Below are 19343 nucleotides of genomic sequence, written 5' to 3'. Positions count from 1 at the left end.
GTGAGGGCCCGGCCGGACGCGTCCGGCCGGGCCCCTCTTTCGCGCTTCACGGACAGTGAGTGAAAGCGGTGGGGTCTCGGCGAAATTCACGCCTTTCGGTGGGCACACAATCCGTCCTTCGGTGGGCACACAATCCGTCCGCGCGACCCGACGGAAGTTGATCACAACCGACACATGGCACTCACATCGAAAGATGGCCGCGCGCACGGAAATTCGGGTGACCAGTGCGGTACGGTAACGTCTCCCCTCAGGCGTTGCGCTAGCACGCCGGTTCGAGGTACTGCCGGGACGCCGTCCCGGACGGCCGGTCCGATCACCGATCAGAACCGTCCGTCTCCGTCGGCCTAAGGGAATCGATGACTGATCTGGGGCGGGGCTACGGCTCCCAGCCGTGGCACTCCGGGGATCCCGGTTACGGCGAGCAACCGCAGCAGCCGATCGCCCAGGACGGGGTGGCCTACCCGGGCCAGCCGGAGCAGCAGCAGCCGTACGGCCAGGGCGGCCAGTACCCCGTTCAGGGGGCCGACCCGTACGGGCAGCAGCAGGCCTACGTGCCGATGGATCCGTACGCGCACGCCCAGCAGCAACAGCAGTGGGCGCAGCAGCAGGGCGGCTACCAGCAGTACCAGCAGGTCCCCGGATACCCCCAGCAGGCGGGCTACCCGCAGCAGACGGGGTACCCGGAGCAGGCGGGCTATCCCGAGCAAGCGGGTTATGCCGAACAGGGCGGGATGCCGCACCAGGACGTCATGCCCCAGCAGGGCGGGATGCCGCACCGGGGTGCCATGCCCCAGCAGGGGGGCATGCACCAGGGTGGGCTGCCGCCGCAGGATTCGTTCCCGCAGCAGCCGATGCCGCCCCAGCAGGGCGGCTACCCGCAGCAGCCGCACCCGCAGGGGATGCCCGGCCGGCAGACCATGCCGGGCCAGCCGGCCCAGCAGCAGACCGTACCCGCGGGCCCGGGCCCGGACGGCATCGACTGGGAGGCCGAAGCCGCCGCCCTGGACAACCCGGCCGGGACCGGCGACTACGCCGAGGACGAGTACGTCGACGAGTCCGCCGCGTACTCCGGGGGCGAGTACGCCGAGGACGAGTACGTCGACGCGGAGTCCGAGGAGCAGGACGGGGAGCGCTCGTCGTTCCTCGGCGACCGGGACGACAGCGACGAGGATGCAGCCAAGCGCAAGGCGAAGGGCAAGAAGTCCGGCCGCCGCAACGGCGGTGCCTGCCTGCTGGTCGCCCTGGTGCTGCTCGGCGGCCTGGGCGGCGCCGGCTGGTGGGGCTACGGCTTCTACCAGAGCAACTTCGGCCCGCCGGCGGACTACACGGGCAGCGGCAGCGGCAAGGTGCAGGTCCAGATCCAGGACGGCGCCACCGCCTCCGACATGGGCAAGGTGCTCCAGGATGCGGGTGTGGTGAAGAGCGTCGGCGCGTTCACCGCGGCGTACAACCGGGCCGGCAAGATGCTGCAGCCCGGCTACTACATCATGGCGAGCCAGATGTCCGGCGACGCCGCCGTGGCGCAGATGGTCAGCGAGGCGGGCGGTGACTCCCTGATCATTCCGGAGGGCAAGACCGCCGCCGAGACCTACAAGCTGGTCGACAAGAAGCTGAAGCTGGCCGACGGCACCACCGCGGCCGCGGCCAAGGCGAACATGAACAACTTCGGCCTGCCGCAGTACGCCAACGGCAACATCGAGGGCTTCCTCTGGCCGACCCGCTACTCGGTCAGCCAGGGCATGAAGCCCGAGGACCTGCTGAAGCAGATGGTGACCAACGCGGTCAACGAGTACAACCAGCTGGGCCTGGACGCGGGCGCCCAGAAGATCGGCCTGAAGACCGCCTACGACGTGATCACCGAGGCCAGCATCGTGCAGGCCGAGGGCAACAACACGGCCGACTTCGGCAAGATGGCCCGGGCCATGTACAACCGCCTGACCACCAGCGTCACCAACCACACCCTGGGGCTGGACACCACGCTGCAGTACTCGGTCGGCTCCAAGCAGCTCACCGACGCGCAGATCCGCGACGGCTCCAACAAGTACAACACCTACGTCAACCCGGGCCTGCCGCCGACGCCGATCTCCAACCCCGGTGAGGACGCGCTCAAGGCGGTGCTCAACCCGCCGCAGGGCGACTGGGTGTACTGGATCGCGATGAGTTCGACCGACACCCGGTTCTCCGCCAACAAGGACGACTTCGCGAACAACGTGAAGCAGTACTGCGCCCAGAACAACATGGCCTTCGACGCGGTACACACCACCTGCAAGTCCAAGTAGCAAACGCCGGAACAGAAGTGGGCACACCGTGACCATCCGCCACCGCGCCGCCGTGCTCGGCTCGCCGATCGCGCACTCGCTCTCCCCGGTGCTGCACAACGCCGGCTACCGGGCGCTCGGGCTGGACGACTGGCGGTACGAGCGGTTCGAGGTGGACGAGGCGGGGCTCCCCGGGTTCGTGGCGGGGCTGGAGCCCGGGGGCTGGGCCGGGTTCTCGCTCACCATGCCGCTCAAGCGGGCGGTGATCCCGCTGCTGGACGAGGTGAGCGAGACGGCGCTGGCGGTGGACGCCGTGAACACCCTGGTGTTCGAGGCCGACGGGCGGCGCACCGGGGACAACACCGATGTGCCCGGACTGGTCGCGGCGCTGCGGGAGCGCGGCATCGAGAAGGTGGAGCGGGCCGCCGTGCTGGGCGCGGGCGCCACCGCCTCCTCGGCGCTGGCCGCGCTCGCCCAACTGACCGACGGCCCGCTGACCGTGTATCTGCGCTCGCCCGAACGAGCCCGGGAGATGCGGGAGTTGGGGGAGCGGATCGGGGTCGCGGTGGAGACCGCGGACTGGGCGGACAGCGCGGCGGCACTGGAGTCCCCGCTGACCGTGTCCACCACCCCGGTGGGTGCCACCGACGCCTTCGCCGAGCAGCTGACCGCCACCCCGGGCGCGCTCTTCGACGTGCTCTACCACCCGTGGCCGACCCCGCTGGCCGCGGCCTGCGCGGCCCGCGGCGGGACCGTGCTGGGTGGGCTCGACCTGCTGGTGCATCAGGCGGTGCTGCAGTTCGAGCGGTTCACCGGGGTGCCGCAGGGTCCGCTCGCGGCGATGCGGGCGGCCGGCGAGGCGGCGCTGGGGGAGCGCTGACGGCGCGGCGCTGGGGGGCGCCACCAGCGCGGCGGTCAGTGCGTGGCGCGCGGTTCCCGGCCGCGCACCAAGGCCACCAGGCTGTGCGCGGAGACGATCGCCCAGACGCCCTCCAGCAGCAGGAACCCCCACTGCGAGGTGAGCGCGGCGAGAACGGCGAGGATCGCCGAGCCGCACAGGTTGAGCAGCAGATAGGGCTTGGAACGCGCGCTGATCCGGCCCCACTGGGCGAGGGCGAACGGGATCAGGATCAGGATCGACCCGAAGATCTGAACGGCCTGTTCCATACGGCATCCTCCTGACGGCTGCGTCGTCTTGTCAGTCCGGGTACGGCGCGTCTCGTCCGGTGGCCGCAGGATGGCGGTCCGCCTTCCATTTTGCCCGATGATTCGACGAACGCCAGGGGCTTTCGGCACGGACGCCCCGCTTTGATCACCGAAGGAGCGCCGCGATCACGGAATGAGCGCCGCGGTGTCCGTCACCCGGACAACGCGTCCGCCACCCGGACCTGCGCACTTCCGCGTTCGCGAACGTGAAAGGATCGGAGCCGGGGCTCGGAGCAGGAGCCCACAGGAGCCCGGCCGGGCGTAGGTCTCGGGCTCGGATCGCTGATGAAGGAGCACCCTTGGGTACGTTGCGCTGGCTGACGGCGGGAGAGTCGCACGGTCCCGCCCTGGTTGCCACCCTGGAGGGCCTGCCTGCCGGTGTGCCGGTGACCACCGCCGATGTGGCGGACGCGCTGGCTCGCCGCCGGCTCGGCTATGGTCGCGGCGCGCGGATGAAGTTCGAGCAGGACGAGGTGACCTTCCTCGGCGGTGTCCGGCACGGCCAGAGCCTGGGCAGCCCGGTCGCGATCATGGTCGGCAACACCGAGTGGCCCAAGTGGCAGCAGGTGATGGCCGCCGACCCGGTCGACCCCGAGGTGCTGGCCGGCCTGGCCCGCAACGAGGCGCTCACTCGCCCCCGCCCCGGCCACGCCGACCTGGCCGGCATGCAGAAGTACTCGCTCGACGAGGCCCGGCCGATCCTGGAGCGCGCCAGCGCCCGCGAGACCGCGGCCCGGGTGGCGCTCGGCACCGTCGCCCGCTCCTTCCTCAAGGAGGTCTGCGGCATCGAGATCGTCTCCCACGTGGTGGAGCTGGGCGCCGCCAAGGCCCCGGCCGGGGTGCTGCCGCTGCCCGCCGACGAGGCCCGGCTCGACGAGGACCCGGTGCGCTGCCTGGACGCCGACGCCTCCAAGCGGATGGTCGCCGAGATCGACCAGGCCCACAAGGACGGCGACACCCTCGGCGGTGTGGTCGAGGTGCTGGCGTACGGCGTGCCGGTGGGCCTCGGCTCGCACGTCCACTGGGACCGCCGACTGGACGCCAAGCTGGCCGCCGCGCTGATGGGCATTCAGGCGATCAAGGGCGTCGAGGTCGGCGACGGCTTCGAGCTGGCCCGGATCCCCGGCTCGCAGGCGCACGACGAGATCATCCCGACCCCGGACGGCGTCAAGCGCGCCTCCGGCCGCTCGGGTGGCACCGAGGGCGGCCTGTCCACCGGTGAGCTGCTGCGGGTGCGCGCCGCGATGAAGCCGATCGCCACCGTGCCGCGCGCGCTGCGCACCGTCGATGTGCGCACCGGTGAGCCCGCCCAGGCGCACCACCAGCGCTCCGACGTCTGCGCGGTGCCGGCCGCCGGCATCGTCGCCGAGGCGATGGTGGCGCTGGTGCTGGCCGACGCGGTGCTGGAGAAGTTCGGCGGCGACCACGTCACCGAGACCCGCCGCAATGTGCAGGGGTACCTCGACAACCTGATCATCCGATGATCGGGGGTCCGGTTGTCGTCCTGGTCGGCCCGCCCGGCGCCGGGAAGAGCACGGTCGGGCGGCTGCTCGCCGACCACCTCGGCACGGGCTTCCGGGACACCGACGACGACATCGTCGCCACCGCGGGCAAGCCGATCGCCGACATCTTCGTCGACGACGGCGAACCGCACTTCCGCGAGCTGGAAAAGGCCGCCGTCGCCAGCGCCCTGACGGACCATCAGGGCGTGCTGGCGCTCGGCGGCGGGGCCGTGATGGCCGAGCCCACCCGGGCCCTGCTCAAGGGCCGTCCGGTGGTGTACCTGGAGGTTGCGCTCGCCGACGCCGTGAAGCGGGTCGGCCTGGACGCGCCGCGCCCGCTGCTCGCGGTCAACCCGCGCCAGCAGTGGCGCGAACTGATGGAGCGCCGCCGGCCGCTCTACCTGGAGGTCGCCGCCGCCGTGGTCACCACCGAAGGCCGCACTCCCGAGCAGGTCGCGGCAGCCGTGCTGGAATCCTTGGAGCTGAACTGAGCATGAGCGACACCGTCACCATCCACGTCGGCGGTTCGGCCGGCCACGACCCCTACGACGTGCTGATCGGCCATCAACTGCTGGGCGAGCTGCCCAGGTTGATCGGGCCGCAGGCCCGGCGGGTCGCGGTGGTCTGCCCGGAGGCGCTGGCCGCCACCGGCGACGCGATCCGCGAGGACCTGGCTGCCGAGGGCTATGAGGCGATCACCCTCCAGGTGCCCAACGCCGAGGACGCCAAGAACGCCGAAGTCGCCGCCTACTGCTGGTCGGTGCTCGGCCAAACCGGCTTCACCCGCAGCGACGTGATCGTCGGCCTGGGCGGCGGCGCCACCACCGACCTGGCCGGCTTCGTCGCCGCCACCTGGCTGCGCGGGGTGCGCTGGATCTCCATGCCCACCACGCTGCTCGGCATGGTGGACGCGGCCGTCGGCGGCAAGACCGGCATCAACATCGCCGAGGGCAAGAACATGGTCGGCGCGTTCCACCCGCCGGTGGGCGTGCTCGCCGACCTCGCCACCCTGGAGACCGTGCCCAAGCACGACTACGTCTCCGGCCTGGCCGAGGTCATCAAGTGCGGCTTCATCGCCGACCCGGTGATCCTCGACCTGGTCGAGTCCGACCCCGAGGCCGCCAAGACCCCTGCCGGGCCGCACACCGTGGAGCTGATCCGGCGAGCGGTCCAGGTCAAGGCCGACGTGGTCTCCGGCGACCTCAAGGAGGCCGGCCGGCGCGAGATCCTCAACTACGGCCACACCCTCGGCCACGCCATCGAGCGCAATGAGCGGTACAAGTGGCGGCACGGCGCCGCGATCTCGATCGGCATGGTGTTCGCCGCCGAACTCGGGCGCCTGGCCGGGCGGTTGGACGACGCCACCGCCGACCGCCACCGCACCGTGCTCGGCTCGGTCGGCCTGCCGCTCAGCTACCGGGCGGACGCCTGGCCGAAGTTGCTGGACGCCATGAAGGTCGACAAGAAGTCGCGCGGCGACCTGCTGCGCTTCATCGTGCTCGACGGCCTGGCCAAGACCTCGGTGCTGGAGGGCCCCGACCCGTCGCTGCTGGTCGCCGCCTACGCGGAGGTGTCGTCGTGACGCAGCCCTTCGGTCAGCGGGTACTGGTCCTCAACGGCCCCAACCTCGGCCGGCTCGGCAGCCGGGAGCCCGACGTCTACGGGTCCACCTCCTACGCCGACCTGGTCGAGCGCTGCACCAAGCTGGGGCGCGAGCTCGGCTTCGAGGTGGAGGTCAAGGAGACCAACTCCGAGCAGCAGATGGTCGAATGGCTGCACTGGGCGGCCGACGAGAAGACCCCGGTGGTCCTCAACCCCGGTGCTTTCACGCACTACTCGTACGCGATGCGGGACGCCGCCGCGCAGCGGAGCGCGCCGCTGATCGAGGTGCACATCTCCAACCCGTACGCCCGCGAGGAGTTCCGGCACACCTCGGTGATCGCCGCGATCGCCTCCGGGACGATCGCCGGCTTCGGCATCGGCTCGTACGAGCTGGCACTGCGGGCGCTGGCGGAGCAGCTGACGCAGCGTTGACGGGGGAGTTGGCGCGACGCCGACGCCGAGGCGCGGTGCTCGGGCGGCGCGGCGGGGAGCGGTCGGTCGGCGTTGAGCTGGGCGGACGCGCGAGCCGTCGGCCGCCGCGGGCCGGCGGCGGCCCGGAGGCGGACTGGGCTCGCCGCCGTGACGCCGTGTAGTCTCCCCAACGGGAGGTGCGTGTCGTGTCGCAGCAGTACGGCGGGGGAGTGCCCCCGCGCCCGGCGAGTCCGCCGCCGATGCCGCCGCGCCAGGATGCCGAACCCCAGCCGCCGGCCCCTAGCAGCCCGCCGCAGTCGGCGCCCGCAGTCGCCGGTGACGAGGGGCCGCCCACGGTGCGCGACCTCCCGGTCCTGCCCCTGGCGCCCGCCGGCGCAGGTGACGAGGGCCTGGCTCCCGTGCCTGCTGCTCCCGCGGTTCCCCCCGCCCCGCCGGTGGCCCCGACCGTGCCGCCGGTGGTCGGCGCACTGCCGTCGGACCCCAGAGGCCTGACGGTGGGTCAGCCGCCGGTGCCGCCCCCGCCGAGCACGGCGCCGGCCACGCCCGCGAGCCCGCCCGAGAGTCCCGCCGCGCCGCCGCCGGCGGCCCCGGCGTCGGCTGCTCCGGCTCCCGCCGTGCCCCAGGTGCCCGTTGCTGCTCCGGCCCCGGCGCCTGCTCCCGCTGCGCCCCAGCCACCGTCGGCTGCTCCGGTGCCCGTTGCTGCTCCGGCCCCGGCTCCCGCCGCACCCCAGGCTCCCGTTGCTGCCCCAGCTCCAGGACCAGCCCCGGCCGCTGCCCCGGCACCCACCCCCGCCGCGCCCCCCGCTGCCCTGGCCCGGGTCGCCGCCCCCGCGCCCACCCGTGGCGCGGCGCTCGCCCCCGTGCCCGCCCGCGCCTTCGCGCCCGCCCACGCCGCCGCCCCGGCGCTCACCCCCGCCCGCCGCCCCACCGCGCCCAGCGTCGCGGTGCCGCCGGGCAGCACCGGGCACTTCGTGATGCCCACCGGCGCCCCCGTGCAACTCCCGGCGCACAGCCTGGCGCAGAGCGCGGGGCCACTCGCCGTGCTGCTGATCGGGCCGGCCGGCGCCGGCAAGACCACGGTGGCCCGGCACTGGGCCGAGCGCCGGGCGATGCCGACCGCGCACATCAGCCTGGACGACGTCCGCGAGTGGGTGCAGGCGGGCTTCGCCAACCCGCAGTCCGGTTGGAGCAGCGCCACCGAGGCACAGTACCGGCTGGCCCGCCGCACCTGCGGCTTCGCCTGCCGCAACTACCTGGCCAACGGCATCTCGTGCATCATCGACGACGCGGTCTTCCCGGACCGGCCGGCGATCGGGCTCGGCGGCTGGAAGCGGCACATCGGCCCGGGCATGATCCCGGTGGTGCTGCTGCCCAGCCTCGACACCGTGCTGGCCCGCAACGCCCGGCGCTCCGGCACCCGGCGGTTGAGCGACGAGCAGGTGGCGCTGATCCACGGCCGGATGGCGGGCTGGTTCAACTCCGGCCTGCCGATCATCGACAACTCCCAGCTGGACGTGACCGCCACGGCCGCCGCCCTGGACCGGGCGATCTCGGCCCGCCTGGCCGGCCAGCCGGTTCGCTGACCGCCACTCGTCGACCGAAAGAGCCCTGCCCGTCATGCCCGAAGGCCACATCCTGCACCGCCTCGCCGCCGAGAACCGGCGGCTGTTCGGCGGGCGCCCGGTCGACGTCTCCAGCCCGCAGGGGCGGTTCGCCGACGGCGCCAAGCTGCTCGACGGCCAGCCGCTGGAGCAGGCCGAGGCCGACGGCAAGCACCTCTTCCTCGGGTTCCCGGCCGGCTGGCTGCACATCCACCTGGGCCTCTACGGCGGCTTCACCTTCGGCGCGGCGCCGGCCCCGGAGCCGGTCGGCATGGTGCGGCTGCGGCTGGTGAACGACGACCACTACGCCGACCTGCGCGGCCCCACCACCTGCGAGCTGCTCACCCCGGCCGAGAAGGACGCGGTGCACGCCCGGCTCGGCCCGGACCCGCTGCGCACCGACGCCGACCCGGAGCGGGCCTGGCAGCGGATCGCCCGCAGCCGCAGCACGATAGCCGCCCTGCTGATGGACCAGAAGATCCTCGCGGGCGTGGGCAACGTCTACCGCGCCGAGGTGCTGTTCCGGCACACCGTCAGCCCGTTCCGCGCGGGGCGCGACCTGACCCGCGCCGAGTGGGAGCTGATCTGGGGCGACCTGGTCGAGCTGATGCGCCAGGGTGCGGCGATCGGCCGGATCGACACCGTCCGCCCCGACCACACCCCCGAGGCGATGGGCCGGCCGCCCCGGGTCGACGACCACGGCGGCGAGGTCTACGTCTACCGCCGGGCCGGCCGAGCCTGCCTGGTCTGCGGCACCGAGGTGCGCACCGAGGCGCATGCGGCCCGCAACCTCTTCTGGTGCCCCAACTGCCAGCAGCGCTGATGAACGCCTAGATGCGGTCCAGGCGTTCAATCGCAGAAGCGAACGGCGGTGGCGATCCGCTGCCGGATCGCCACCGCCGTCTACGAGTTCACGCGTTCGTGGCCGCCCCCGGGACGCACCGCACCCGCACGGGCGCGCCGGTCACCGAGCCGCCAGACGGCTCAGCGGGCCGGCCCCGGCCGTGCGGTCCGTGCCGGACCTCGGCACTGCCGGGCGGCACCGCCCGCGGGTTCATCGTGGGAGGTGCCTCGACCGGCCGTGGCCGTCATCCGCAGGAGTGCTGCGGGGTCCAGTAGTTGACGTCATAGGAGCTGCCCGGGTAGTCCTCCACGATCAACTCCTGGACGCACGAGCCAACGCCGTTGACCTTGACCGGGCCGGCGTAGTAGCTGTAGGTGCCGTTGTCGGGCTTGCCGGGGCCGGAGGCGTTGTAGAGCGTGAGCTCCATGTAGGTCGGCGTGCCGTAGTACTGCGACTTCACGAAGACGGCGCAGTTGTCGGTGCCGTCGAAGTACTCGTGGATGTATCCCGCCACGTTCCCGTAGCGGTCCGGCACAGTGAGCGGGCTCGCGGACGTCTCGCTGCCGACGCAGCCGTAGCCTCCGGCGTGGGCGGCCGGGGCCGCCACGGCCATGCCCAGGGTGGTGAGCCCGGTGATCACGAGGGACGATATGGCCTTGCGCGCGCGCATGGTGGTGCCTTTCTGGAGGTACGAGGTAGGACTCGGAACCGCTCGGTCGGTGTCGGTGTTCTCGGCGACCACGTACGGCGTGTGGCGGGCATCGACGGACCTGACCACACGACTCTCCGCACCATGGCGAACAGCACCGACGGAACGTCTCCGTCCCCCGTCAGCCGACTTCCTCGCTGACGTGCGGTGATCATAGCGGAACGTCGGCTACCAGTTGATCTTGAGTTCGGGCACCAACTTGCCGGGCTGACCTGCCCTCACATCCTTCAGCGAGCCAGGCGGGTGACGCACGGTCGGGCAGTCGGCCCGGTCCACGGAATGCAGGGGCGCCCCGGGCCGAATCCGCCCCGGGGCGCCCCTGCATTCCGTGGGCGATCAGCCCATCTCCTCCAGCGACTTGCCCTTGGTCTCCCGCACGAACCGCAGCACGAACGGGATCGAGAGCACCGCGAAGACGGCGTAGATGACGTAGGTGCCCGACAGGTTCCAGTCCGACAGCGTCGGGAAGGTCACCGTGATCAGCCAGTTGGCGATCCACTGGGCAGCCGCGGCGACCCCGAGCGCGGCGGCGCGCACCCGGTTGGGGAACATCTCGCCGAGCATCACCCAGACCACCACGCCCCAGGAGAGCGCGAAGAAGAACACGAAGGCGTGCGCCGCGATCAGCGCCAGCATGCCCTGACCGTGCGGCAGCGCGGAGTCGGCGCCGGTGCGGTACGAGAACGCCCACGCCTCCAGGGCGAGCGAGATCGCCATGCCCGCGGAGCCGACCACCGCCAGCGGCTTGCGCCCGATCCGGTCGACGAAGATCATCGCGACCACGGTGCCGACGATGTTGATGATCGAAGTGGTGAAGGAGTACAGGAACGACGAGCTCGGGTTGATGCCCACCGACTGCCACAGCGTCGAGGAGTAGTAGAAGGCGACGTTGATGCCGACCAGCTGCTGGAAGACCGACAGCCCGATGCCCACCCAGACGATCGGCAGCAGGCCGAAGCGCCCGCCGATCAGGTCCCGGAAGGTGGAGCGGTGCTCGCTGCGCATCGCGTGCTCGATCTCGGCGACCCGGGCGTCCAGGTCGCCGCCGGCGCCCTCGACCTCGGCGATGACGGCCTTGGCGCGGTCGATCCGGCCGGTGGAGATCAGGAACCGCGGCGACTCGGGGATGGCGAAGGAGAGCAGGCCGTAGAGCACGGCCGGGATCACCATCACCCCGAGCATCAGCTGCCAGGCCTCCAGGCCCAGCACATGGCCGCGCTGGTTGCCGCCGGCGGCCTGCAGGATGCCGTAGTTGGCGAGCTGCGAGACGGCGATGCCGATCACGATCGCGGCCTGCTGGAACGAGCCGAGCCGGCCGCGGTAGGCGGGCGGTGCCACCTCCGCGATGTAGGCGGGGCCGATCACCGAGGCCATGCCGATGCCGATGCCGCCCAGCACCCGCCAGAGGGCGAGGTCCCAGAGCGCGAACGGCACCGCGGAGCCGACCGCGCTCACGGTGAACAGCGCCGCGGCGATCTGCATCACCCGGATCCGGCCCAGTCGGTCGGCCATCCGGCCGGCCAGGGCGGCACCGATCGCGCTGCCGATCAGCGCGACGGCGACCACCTGGGCGAGCTCGCCGGAGCCGACGCTGTACTTCTCGCGGATCGCGGCCACCGCACCGTTGATCACGGAGCTGTCGTAGCCGAACAGGAACCCGCCCATCGCGGCTGCCGCCGTGATGAAGATGACGTGGCCGAGGTGGTCCGATGCGGCGGGCCTGCCGGCCGACCGCACCGGAGCGCTGCTGGTGGTCACCTGAACTCCTTGTGCCTGACGAACATATGGGTGCGCTTGTCGTTCAGACAGTGAACGCAACAGGCAACACCGTTGTTCCTATCAACTGATCGAAGTGAGCATAGCCGGGAAAACCGGATGCTCTCGTCAGTTGAGCCTTCAAGAAGTGAATCTAACGGGTTGCGCCTGACCCGCCTGCGGGGAACTCTCGAACGATCGCTCTCAGGAGCGTGGCCGCGCCGCAGGAGATCGCCAGCGCGGCGACGGCCACGGCTGCGGACGTGAGCGTGCGGTGGGTGGACAGCAGGGACAACTCGGCTCCTCGGGCGGTGGGTTGCGTGAAGGGGGCCAGCATGCCCGCGGTACCCGCGCCCCGCCACTGCGGCGCGCACGAACGTCCCTTTCGGGCAGTGGTGAACCCGCCCGCGCCGCCTCGGCGCTGCCTTCGCTAAGCCAGGAGCGCCCGGGCCGCCTCCGCCGCGACCGCCGCGGCGACGGTGGCCAGGGCGGGCGAATCGAGGCGCCACTGCTGCCAGTAGAGCGGGACCTCGACCGTGCGGCCCGGCAGGAACTCCACGAGCGCGCCGCTGCCCAGCCGGGCAGTGGCGTGGCTGCGCGGCACCAGGCCCCAGCCCAGCCCGGCCGTGACCGCGTCCGTGAACCCCTCGCAGGACGGCACGAAGTGCCGCAGCGCGCTGGCCGGTTGACCGCCCGTCAACTCACGGACGAAGGCATCCTGCAGATCGTCGCGGCGGTCGAAGACGACCACCGGTGCCTGGGGCAGCAGCAGTGCCGGGTCGCCGTCGAGCCGGCGGGCGGCGAACTCCGGTGTGGCCAGCGGAAGGTACTCCATCGCGCCGAGCCGGCGCACCGAGCAGCCCGCCACCGGGTCCGGCGAGGAGGTGACCGCCGCCATCACCTCACCCGCGCGCAGCAGGGTGGTCGTGTGCGCCTCGTCCTCCCGCCGCAGGTCGACGTGGATCCGGGCCTCCCGGGCGAGCGCGGCCAGCGCCGGCACGAACCAGGTGGCCAGCGAGTCGGCGTTGACCGCGATCGGCAGCCACGACGGGCCCACCCCCTCGGCATCCATCCCCAGGGCGCTCCGGGCGTCGCCCTCCAGGCGGGCCAGCTGGCGGCCGAACCGCACCACGATCTGCCCGGACCCGGTCGGCCGCACCGGCTTGCTCCGGGTGAGCAGGACCCGCCCGGTGCGCTGCTCCAGCGCCTTGATCCGCTGGCTCACGGCGGACGGCGTCACGTGCAGCGCGGCCGCTGCGGCGTCGAAGGTGCCCTCGTCGACCACCGCGAGCAGGGTGCGGACCAGGTCGTACGGCAGCTCGGTCTTCACGGGTGCTAATGATACGTAAAAATCTTTATCTGGCCTTAGCGCTGGGTGCTCCCTACGGTGGCCCGCATGGGAAGCGCACTCACCGCCGCCGCGGCCGGATTCGGGACCGGCATGTCACTCATCGTCGCCATCGGAGCGCAGAACGCCTTCGTGCTGCGCCAGGGCGTACGACGGGAGGCGGTGCTGCCGGTCGTCGCGATCTGCGCGGCCTCCGACGCGGTGCTGATCGCCTGCGGGGTGGGCGGGCTCGGCGCCGTCGTCACGGCCTGGCCGGCGGCGCTGACGGCGGTGCGCGCGGTGGGCGCGGCCTTCCTGCTCTGCTACGCGCTGCTCGCCGCCCGCCGGGTGCTCCGCGCCGCCAGCCTGGACAGCGGCGGCCCGGCCGTCCACTCCCGTCGCCGCGCGGTGCTGAGCTGCCTGGCGATGACCTGGCTCAACCCGCACGTCTACCTCGACACCGTCCTGCTGCTCGGCGCGGTCGCCGCCGGTTACGGCGCGCACCGCTGGCAGTTCGCGATCGGCGCCGCGCTGGCCAGCCTCTGCTGGTTCGCCGCGCTGGGCTTCGGCGCCCGCCTGCTCGCCGGCTTCTTCCGCCGCGCGTCGTCCTGGCGCGTCCTGGACGGCGTGGTCGCGACGACGATGCTGCTCGCCGGCGTGTCCCTGGCCGCGGGTGCCTAGGACCGCAGGCGTAGCGTGGTTCGGGACCACGGGCCGAGGCGTCGCGGGGCACCTGGTCGGCAGGATGAACCAAGTTCCGTGAGTGGGGAGTTCAGCGCATGGAGATCCGCCTGGGGATCCCGGAGGAGCAGGGCCGCAGCCGTACCGAGCTGGTCGAGGACCTGATGGAGCGGTACCCGGAGGTGCCCCGGGAGGCCGTCATCAAGGAGGACCTGCTGCGCGGCGGCATGGCCTTCGACGAGTCGGCGCTCAGCGGCAGCACGGACGGCGGCGGCGCGGGCGAGGTGAAGCCGAAGTCGTACTTCATCTTCTCCTTCGACCACCGCACCCTGCCCGAGCTGGGTGCGGCCGCGCTCAACCGGCCGCCCGAGGAGATCGTGCTCACCGGCGGGCCGTACGAGCTGCGCCGCACGGTGGTGTCGGTGCGGGTGAACCCGGACTCGCCCTACCGGGTGGGCGCGGGGGAGGACGGCACGCTCGGCCTCCACCTCGACGGCGTGCGGATCGCGGACGTGGGCCTGCCCCCGATGCCGGACTACTACCGGCACACCCTGGCCAACGGCAAGTCCGTGATGGAGGTGGCCCCGACCATCCAGTGGGGCTACCTGATCTACCTGACGGTCTTCCGGGTCTGCCAGTACTTCGGCGCCAAGGAGGAGTGCCAGTACTGCGACATCAACCACAACTGGCGCCAGCACAAGGCGGCCGGCCGCCCCTACACAGGCGTCAAGCCGGTCGAAGAGGTGCTGGAGGCCCTGGAGTTGATCGACCGCCACGACACCGGCCGCACCTCGCAGGCGTACACCCTCACCGGCGGTGCGATCACCTCCCAGGTCGGCGGCCGCGACGAGGCCGACTTCTACGGTCAGTACGCCGAGGCGATCGAATCCCGCTTCCCCGGGCGGTGGATCGGCAAGGTGGTCGCGCAGGCGCTGCCGCGCGACGACGTCCAGCGGTTCCACGACTACGGGGTGCGGATCTACCACCCGAACTTCGAGGTGTGGGACAAGCGGCTGTTCGAGCTGTACTGCCCCGGCAAGGAGCGCTACGTCGGCCGGGCGGAGTGGCACCGCCGCATCCTCGACTCGGCCGAGGTGTTCGGCGCCGCCAATGTGATCCCCAACTTCGTCGCGGGCGTGGAGATGGCCCAGCCCTTCGGTTTCACGACGGTCGACGAGGCGATCGCCTCCACCCGGGAGGGGCTGCGGTTCTTCATGTCCCACGGCATCGTCCCGCGCTTCACCACCTGGTGCCCCGAGCCCACCACCCCGCTGGGCAAGGCCAACCCGCAGGGCGCGCCGCTGGAGTACCACATCCGCCTGCTGCAGACCTACCGGGCGACGCTGGCGGAGTTCGGCCTCTCCTCGCCGCCCGGCTACGGGCCGGCGGGGGCGGGGAAGGCGGTGTTCTCGGTGAGTTCGTTCATGGACTCGCTGCCCGGGTGACGGGTGACGGGTGACGGGTCGCGGCGGGCAGCTGCCTTCAGGGGCAGCGGTCAGTCGCTGCTCTTGACCTTCTTCATGGTCAGGTGGGATTCGACGCGCAGGATGCCGGGGAGGCCGGTGAGCTTGCTGGTGAGGAAGGCGTTGTAGGCGGCGTGGTCGGCGACGGCGACCCGGAGGCAGTAGTCGGGGCGGCCGAACATCCGGCGCAGCTCGGTGACCTCTTCGTAGGAGGCCAGCGTCTCCTCCAGCGTCTCGATGGTCTTGAGGTCGTTGGCATAGACCTCGACGTCCACCATGACCTCCAGGCCGCGGCCGACGGCCTCCGGGTTGATGACGGCGCGGTAGCCGCTGATGACCCCGGCGTCCTCCAGCCGCTTGAGCCGGCGCAGGCAGGGCGGCGGGGTCAGGCCGACCCGCTTGGCCAGTTCCACGTTGGTCAGCCGCCCGTCCTGGCGCAGGTGAAACAAAATGTCCTTGTCGATCGCGTCAAGGCTGATTTCATTGCTCACAGGCCCATATTACGGGAACAATCAGCAACCATATGTGGCGTAAATCCGTCTAAAGTTTCAGTATGACCGCGTTCCCGGTAGCTGCATGCGATCCCTCTCGTCCGGCTCCCGCTCCACCGCCCCGACGGCGGTCCGAGGCCGTGGCCGCGCTGAAGGACTCCACCTCCGTGGGACTGGGCCTGCTGCCGCTCGGCCTCGCGCTCGGCGTGCTCATCACCCACGCCGGCCTGCCGTGGTGGTTCGCGAGCCTGTCCACCGCTGTCGTCTACGCCGGCTCGTTCGAGTTCCTCCTGGTCGGCCTGGTGCTCGCGGCGGCGCCCCTGGCGACGGTCGCGCTGACCGCCCTGCTGGTCAACGTGCGCCACGTGTTCTACGCGCTGTCCTTCCCGCTCGACCGCGTCCGCGGGCGCCTGGCCAGGGGCTACAGCACCTTCGCCCTCACCGACGAGGCGTACGCCCTGGCCACCGGCCCGCAGGCCCGTTCCTGGTCCGGCGCGCGCCTGCTGTGGCTGCAACTGTTCATGCAGGTGTACTGGGCCGGCGGCGCCGCCGTCGGCGCACTGCTCGGCTCAGTGGTGCCCGACAGCGTCACCGGACTGGGATTCGCCCTGACCGCGCTGTTCACCGTGCTGGCCCTCGACGCCGTCAAGGAGCAGCGCGGTGACCTGCCCACGCCCGTCCTCGCGCTGCTCAGCGCGCTGGCTGCCCGACTGGTGCTCCCCGGGCAGATGCTGCCGCTGGCCTTCGCCCTGTTCACCGCCGCTCTCCTGGTCCGACACCTCGCCACCCGCCGGAGGCCCTCCGATGCCTGACACCCGTTACCTGCTGCTGGCCGTCGCCGTCCCGGCCGCCATCACCTGGGCGCTGCGGGCCCTGCCCTTCACCGTCCTGGCACCCTTGCGCGCCAGCGCGATCGTCCGGTACCTCAGCGCCCGGATGCCCGCCGGTGTCATGGTGATCCTCTTCGTCTACTGCCTGCGCGACGTTCCGCTGTCCCGGCCGCATGCCGCCGCCGCACCCCTGGCGGCCCTGGCCGTCACCGTCGCGCTGCACCTGTGGCGCCGCAACGCCCTGCTGAGCATCGCCGGTGGCACCGCCGTCAGCGTGGCCCTGGCCAGCACCCTCTTCGCGCCCTAGGCGGTGGCGAGGGTGTGCCCCAGCAGCGTCAGCGCGTCGGGCAGCACCCGCCGCCAGAAGCCGTCCGTGTGCTCCCCGTCGGGGAAGTGCCCCTCGCGGGCTCGGGCCTGCCGTGCGACCTCGCGGGCGGCCGGGCAGAACGGGTCCTCCTGGCCGCACCACACGCCGAGCGAACCGGTGCGCATCCCGTCGAGGCGGAGCGTCGGCTCGTGGGCTCGCCAGTCCGCCTCGTCGGCGTACCCGCCGGTGGTGCGGGCGTCCGCCCAGGTGCGGAAGACGGCCGGGCTGAGCAGTGCCACGGCGTCGAGGTTGCGGCCGCCCGCGGTGCGCCCGATGGCGTACTGCAGGGCGCCCGAGCCGCCCATGGAGATGCCCAACGCGGCGCGCGGCGTGGGCAGTTGACGGGCGTGCAGCCAGCCGGGGAGCTCCTCGCGGAGCATCGCCTGCGGGTCGTCGCCGTCGCCCGGGGAGCGCTGGTGCCAGTAGCCGGCGTCCCCGCCGTCCAGTGCGACGACGGCGAACGGCGGCACGCCGGCCTTGACCGCGGCCGCCAGGAAGCGCGGCGTCCCCAGCGCCACCATGCCCCGCGCGTCGTTCCCACGCCCGTGCAGCATCACGCAGACCGGCAGGTCGGTGCTCGCCGCGGTGCCGGGCGGCAGCATCGTCACCATCGTGACCTCCCGACTCCGGGCCGCCGAGCGCACCTGCTCGATGTGCACCGGCCCCGGCGCCACGTCCGGCACCGTGCCGTCCGTCCCGGTCAGCCCCAGCACCCTCTTCAGCGCCACCCCGCCGGGCAGCCACCCGGCGAGCATCCCGCCCCCGGCGGCGGCCCCGAGCAGCACAGCGCCGCCCACCACGCCGCCCCCGAGCCGCAGCGCCCGCCGCCGCGACACCGCGCGATCGGCGGGCTCCGCCGACGCTTGCTCGGTGGCGCTGTCCATGCCAGTGGTCATGCCCGTCGGCCCTCCCCGTCGCTACCGTGGCCAGCAGTGTTCGATCATGCAGCATCCGGTCATCCCGCCGCACCCGCGCGAACTCGCCGTCAAGCCTCCACCGCTACGGGCCGGCCCACCGCCACCCCGGCCATCGCGCCCAACCGCCGCAAGCAGACCCGCCGTTGCAGCACGCCCAGCCCCGCGAGCGCACCGCCCAGTGCCAGCCACCCCACCGGGCCGCCGGCGAAGACGGCGCCGGTCAGCAGCAGCGGACCGGCGGCCTTCTCGATGGACTGGGACATGCCCGCGACGCCGAGGTAGGAGGCGCGGGACTGGGTGGGGGCGAGGGAGACGGCCAACTCCCAGGAGCTGATGGAGCGCAGGAGTTCGGCGAGGGTGGTGAGGACGGCGGCCGCCGACAGGGCGATGGCGGCGGTCCAGGCGCCGGCGCCCGTGGTGAGCGCGATCAGGGCGCAACAGGCCAGCATGGCAAGGCCGATGAGGGCGACGGAGGTGGCCGGGCGGCGCGTGGTGCGGGACGCCCAGGTGGAGAAGCGGAGTTGGAGGGCGACCACCAGGACGGTGTTGATGATGAGGAACGCCGGGACGAAGGCGTGCGGGGCGCGGGTGTGGTGGATCAGCCAGAGCGGGAGGCCGACGTTGAGCACCGCGTCGTCCAGGTTCATGGCGATGTCGAGCAGGACGAAGAGCAGGTAGCCGCGGTCGCGCCAGGGGTTGGGGCCCTGCGCCGGCTGGTCAGCGGGTGCGGCGTGGGCCAAGGCCCCCGGCACGGGGCTGGTGAGTCGTACCAGCAGCGCCGCCGCCACGAACGAGAGCGCGTCGGCGAGGATCAGCGCCCGGTAGGCGCCAACCGTCCCGATCGCCAGCCCGATTGCCGCGATGCCCGCGCCCACCGCGTAGCCCGCGTTGGCGACGCTGCGGAACAGCGCCTGGTACACGGCCCGCTGCTCGCCCGCGACTTGGGTTGCGAAGAGCATCTCCAGGGTCTTCGCCGAGCGCTCACCCAGGCTGGTGATCGCCACCAGGGCGAGCAGGGCGCCGAAGCTGTGCGCGACCAGCATCAGCGCCACGGTGACCAGCCGCAGCAGGTGGCCGGCCATCAACAGCCGCCGCACGGGCTGGCGTTCGGCCAGGCGCCCGGCGATGGGGGAGCCGGCTATGCCCGCCACCGCGGCGACGCCGAGGAGCAGGCCGACCTGGCGGGCGTCCAAGTGGGCGACGAAGGTGAAGTAGAGCACCGAGGCGGCCGCCCAGACGCCGGTGCCGGTGCGGTCCACGGCTTGTGCGGTCAGCATCAGCCGGGCGTCCCGCCCACCCGGTGGCCGGCGCAGTTGGGCCAGCAGTCCTTCGTTCTTAGCGCGCATCGCTACCCCCGA

Annotated in this window: 19 protein-coding genes and 1 riboswitch; of the genes, 12 read left to right on the top strand and 7 right to left on the bottom strand. The window is 72.4% G+C overall.

Annotation, left to right across the window (positions count from 1 at the left end; genetic code table 11):
• Nucleotides 1-356 precede the first annotated feature (356 nt).
• Both mltG and E6W39_RS07085 read left to right on the top strand, forming a co-directional pair.
• Entirely contained in the window at nt 357-2279 is a 1923-nt protein-coding gene (mltG, locus tag E6W39_RS07090) for an endolytic transglycosylase MltG (protein WP_141632803.1), read from the top strand.
• Nucleotides 2280-2307: 28 nt separating this feature from the next.
• Entirely contained in the window at nt 2308-3138 is an 831-nt protein-coding gene (locus tag E6W39_RS07085) for a shikimate dehydrogenase (protein ID WP_141632802.1), read from the top strand.
• A gap of 35 nt (nt 3139-3173) precedes the next feature.
• Here E6W39_RS07085 and E6W39_RS07080 read toward each other — a convergent pair whose 3' ends face one another.
• Nucleotides 3174-3425 (bottom strand): CBU_0592 family membrane protein, encoded by a 252-nt coding sequence (locus E6W39_RS07080; protein ID WP_101383788.1) that lies wholly within the window; start codon nt 3423-3425, stop codon nt 3174-3176.
• 17 nt (nt 3426-3442) lie between these two features.
• Nucleotides 3443-3508, bottom strand: a riboswitch (guanidine-III (ykkC-III) riboswitch).
• A 255-nt stretch (nt 3509-3763) separates the two neighbouring features.
• Here E6W39_RS07080 and aroC point away from each other — a divergent pair.
• The 6 genes from aroC (at nt 3764) to E6W39_RS07050 (ending at nt 9424) form a co-directional block, all read left to right on the top strand.
• Nucleotides 3764-4948 carry a chorismate synthase gene (aroC, locus tag E6W39_RS07075; protein ID WP_141632801.1) on the top strand — a complete coding sequence of 395 codons (1185 nt, stop codon included), beginning with the start codon at nt 3764-3766 and terminating at the stop codon, nt 4946-4948.
• The gene (locus E6W39_RS07070) at nt 4948-5457 is read left to right on the top strand and encodes a shikimate kinase (protein WP_141637586.1); all 510 of its coding nucleotides are present in this window, start codon (nt 4948-4950) and stop codon (nt 5455-5457) included. Before aroC ends, E6W39_RS07070 begins: the two co-directional genes overlap by 1 nt.
• 2 nt (nt 5458-5459) lie before the next feature.
• Nucleotides 5460-6548, top strand: a complete 1089-nt coding sequence (gene aroB, locus E6W39_RS07065; RefSeq protein WP_141632800.1) for a 3-dehydroquinate synthase — start codon at nt 5460-5462, stop codon at nt 6546-6548.
• Nucleotides 6545-7000: a type II 3-dehydroquinate dehydratase gene (gene aroQ / locus E6W39_RS07060; RefSeq protein ID WP_141632799.1), complete on the top strand. Its 456-nt coding sequence runs from the start codon at nt 6545-6547 to the stop codon at nt 6998-7000. The genes aroB and aroQ overlap by 4 nt, the downstream gene beginning before the upstream one ends.
• Before the next feature lie 689 nt (nt 7001-7689).
• Nucleotides 7690-8583: an AAA family ATPase gene (locus tag E6W39_RS07055; RefSeq protein WP_228718007.1), complete on the top strand. Its 894-nt coding sequence runs from the start codon at nt 7690-7692 to the stop codon at nt 8581-8583.
• Between the two features lie 34 nt (nt 8584-8617).
• The gene (locus E6W39_RS07050; protein ID WP_141632798.1) at nt 8618-9424 is read left to right on the top strand and encodes an Fpg/Nei family DNA glycosylase; all 807 of its coding nucleotides are present in this window, start codon (nt 8618-8620) and stop codon (nt 9422-9424) included.
• Between the two features lie 265 nt (nt 9425-9689).
• On the opposite strand, the gene E6W39_RS07045 is transcribed toward E6W39_RS07050, so the two are convergent.
• The 3 genes from E6W39_RS07045 to E6W39_RS07035 all read right to left on the bottom strand — a co-directional run bounded on the left by E6W39_RS07045 (nt 9690) and on the right by E6W39_RS07035 (nt 13239).
• On the bottom strand, nt 9690-10223 hold the full coding sequence (locus E6W39_RS07045; protein WP_141632797.1) for a hypothetical protein: 534 nt from the start codon (nt 10221-10223) through the stop codon (nt 9690-9692).
• A 267-nt stretch (nt 10224-10490) separates the two neighbouring features.
• Nucleotides 10491-11912, bottom strand: a complete 1422-nt coding sequence (locus tag E6W39_RS07040) for a sugar porter family MFS transporter (RefSeq protein WP_141632796.1) — start codon at nt 11910-11912, stop codon at nt 10491-10493.
• Between the two features lie 427 nt (nt 11913-12339).
• Nucleotides 12340-13239 carry a LysR family transcriptional regulator ArgP gene (locus tag E6W39_RS07035; protein WP_141632795.1) on the bottom strand — a complete coding sequence of 300 codons (900 nt, stop codon included), beginning with the start codon at nt 13237-13239 and terminating at the stop codon, nt 12340-12342.
• A 66-nt stretch (nt 13240-13305) separates the two neighbouring features.
• On the opposite strand from E6W39_RS07035, the gene E6W39_RS07030 reads away from it, so the two are divergent.
• A complete protein-coding gene (locus E6W39_RS07030) occupies nt 13306-13917 on the top strand; it encodes a LysE/ArgO family amino acid transporter (protein WP_141632794.1) in 612 nt (203 codons plus the stop codon).
• Nucleotides 13918-14015: 98 nt separating this feature from the next.
• Nucleotides 14016-15362, top strand: coding sequence for a radical SAM protein (locus E6W39_RS07025; protein WP_141632793.1), 1347 nt, complete (start codon nt 14016-14018; stop codon nt 15360-15362).
• Nucleotides 15363-15412: 50 nt separating this feature from the next.
• On the opposite strand, the gene E6W39_RS07020 is transcribed toward E6W39_RS07025, so the two are convergent.
• Entirely contained in the window at nt 15413-15871 is a 459-nt protein-coding gene (locus E6W39_RS07020) for an Lrp/AsnC family transcriptional regulator (RefSeq protein WP_141632792.1), read from the bottom strand.
• Between the two features lie 167 nt (nt 15872-16038).
• Here E6W39_RS07020 and E6W39_RS07015 point away from each other — a divergent pair, with 167 nt between their 5' ends.
• The gene (locus tag E6W39_RS07015) at nt 16039-16683 is read left to right on the top strand and encodes an AzlC family ABC transporter permease (RefSeq protein ID WP_228718618.1); all 645 of its coding nucleotides are present in this window, start codon (nt 16039-16041) and stop codon (nt 16681-16683) included.
• Nucleotides 16676-17008, top strand: coding sequence for a branched-chain amino acid transporter permease (locus E6W39_RS07010; protein ID WP_141632790.1), 333 nt, complete (start codon nt 16676-16678; stop codon nt 17006-17008). Before E6W39_RS07015 ends, E6W39_RS07010 begins: the two co-directional genes overlap by 8 nt.
• Here E6W39_RS07010 and E6W39_RS07005 read toward each other — a convergent pair.
• Entirely contained in the window at nt 17005-17964 is a 960-nt protein-coding gene (locus E6W39_RS07005) for an alpha/beta hydrolase (protein WP_141632789.1), read from the bottom strand. The two genes, E6W39_RS07010 and E6W39_RS07005, sit on opposite strands and share 4 nt — an antisense overlap.
• Nucleotides 17965-18053: 89 nt before the next feature.
• Nucleotides 18054-19331 (bottom strand): MFS transporter, encoded by a 1278-nt coding sequence (locus tag E6W39_RS07000; RefSeq protein WP_228718006.1) that lies wholly within the window; start codon nt 19329-19331, stop codon nt 18054-18056.
• Nucleotides 19332-19343: the final 12 nt, after the last annotated feature.

This window comes from Kitasatospora acidiphila, assembly GCF_006636205.1.
GTDB lineage: Bacteria > Actinomycetota > Actinomycetes > Streptomycetales > Streptomycetaceae > Kitasatospora > Kitasatospora acidiphila.
This window is presented reverse-complemented; position numbering and strand designations above follow the sequence as displayed.